Below are 1,865 nucleotides of genomic sequence, written 5' to 3'. Positions count from 1 at the left end.
GTTTCTTCCCGGATATCACCTGTTACCAGTTCGCCGTTGGTAGGGTTGATGGCAATTTGCCCTGAAGTGTAAAGTGTGTTGCCTACAAGTATAGCCTGATTGTAAGGCCCTATTGGTGCAGGCGCATGGGGTGTTTGAATGATTGTTTTCATAATTGATCTATTAGAATGAAAATATACTTTTTAAAGTCTTCTGTCCGGCTCCCTGCGTTTGTCATATTTAATATCGCTGAGCACCGATGATTTGATGCCGACAAAGAAATACCACGAGCTTCTGGCACTAAAGGGCACCCAATTAAAACTCATTTGCCAGCTTTCCAGGTCTCTTTGAAATCGGAGTTGTGTAAACGTAAATCCCTGTTGTTTTAAGTCATATCCCGATGAAGCCCCTACCGTCCAGCGTGGTGATAAATCCACATTTCCGCTAAACATCAGTGAATGTGAGGATATTTCATTTTCTCTTCGGCTATTGGAATAGGTGACTGTATAAGCCAGTCTCAAGTCCCATGGGATAGCATAATTGTACCTACCGATACTGATGTCACGATCTTCATCGCCTGCTCTGTTACCAATATATGTGGGGTTTGAAATGTCATTGGCATCGCCAAAGAGGTCGTCCGGCCTGCCGCCACTCCTGAAGGTTTCACTTGTTTCCGGGTCTTGTGTGCTTCGTTGAAAATCCCTGCTGGAGAAAGAGTAATTCATACTCACATTTGCCGAGGTCATTCGGAACAAACTTCCGCCATTCTCAATATTAAACATATCGATTTTGTTGTTGTTATTGTCCAAAGCATAGGGGTCTAAAATCCCGTTGAAATTAATGTCAAGCTTTTCTACAATTGGAATACTCCCCGATACAATGAGTGGTTGCCATTTTAAGCTGTCAGCCGAAAATGTATAGGATGTCGAAAAGTTTAAGTTGTTTAATAATGAAATCTTTTTGGCTTCGGTGGCAGTGGAATCCCGATTTTTTACTTTCGCTTCAAGGGTGTTGCTTAATCCAAACCCCATATTGCTGGAGTAGTTTTGATTGGGCGCGCCATACATAGTGTTGTCAAACCTGGAGAATATTAATATTTCTTCTTCGCTTAAGCCGCCTGCAATTGTGGGTGTGTATCGCAATTCATCATAATATTGGTCAAATCCCGGATTGATGCTGTAACTCACACTGGGACGCATCACGTGACGAATGGTTTGTATTTTTTTATCATCTCCAAAATTAAACATCCCGTAAAGTGTGGTTCCCAAACTTGTACTGAAACTGTAGGTACGATAGCTGTCAAATCCGGCAACTGTATCAATCACAACCTGGTTCAATTCGGGGTCAAAGGATCTTCGGGTGGTTTTCATCACCCAGGTTTCCTGATAACTTGTGCCCATGCTGGCGCTTAAATAGTTGAGTAACTTGAAGTTTGTACTGATGGGAATGTTGTGTCTGGCACCTAACATCGCGTCTTGAAACATCTCGCTTTTAAAGAAGAGAGAATCAGTGGTTTGCATTCTGTTTTCGGCCGTGACATCATATTGAAAATTGATGTTTTGAATCGCACCTTGTTTAATTCCTGTTTTTGGTGCAAACGGAAACACCCGCGACATACTTGCCGTAACGTTTGGCAACGTCATGTTGATTTGCTGGGTGTTGGTGTTTTGTGAATGTGTTCCTGCAAGACTTATATTCACCTGTGGCTCGCCCTGAAAGGTTTTGGAATAAGACACTGAAGAACTCATTGTATTGTTTAAGAAGTTAGCCGTATTCAATTGATTGATAGATTCCTGATAATATCTACTACTTCCCAGGTTAACAGAAGCGGAAAAGCGAGATGTTGGATTTGACTTGGCATCCTGACTGTGTGACCAGCGAATGTT

At 42.1% G+C, this 1,865-nt stretch carries 2 protein-coding genes; both read right to left on the bottom strand.

What is annotated here, in order from left to right; translation table 11 throughout:
* Positions 1-152, bottom strand: a 152-nt coding sequence (locus AC6F75_RS01290; RefSeq protein ID WP_500713116.1) for a Rid family hydrolase, incomplete at its 3' end; no start/stop codon positions are given.
* Positions 153-182: 30 nt separating this feature from the next.
* A partial coding sequence (locus AC6F75_RS01285; protein ID WP_500713115.1) for a putative LPS assembly protein LptD occupies positions 183-1,865 on the bottom strand: 1,683 nt, incomplete at its 5' end.

Source organism: Planktosalinus sp., assembly GCF_059864935.1.
The sequence above is the reverse complement of the archived record's forward strand: the minus strand, read 5'-3'. Positions and strand labels throughout refer to the sequence as shown.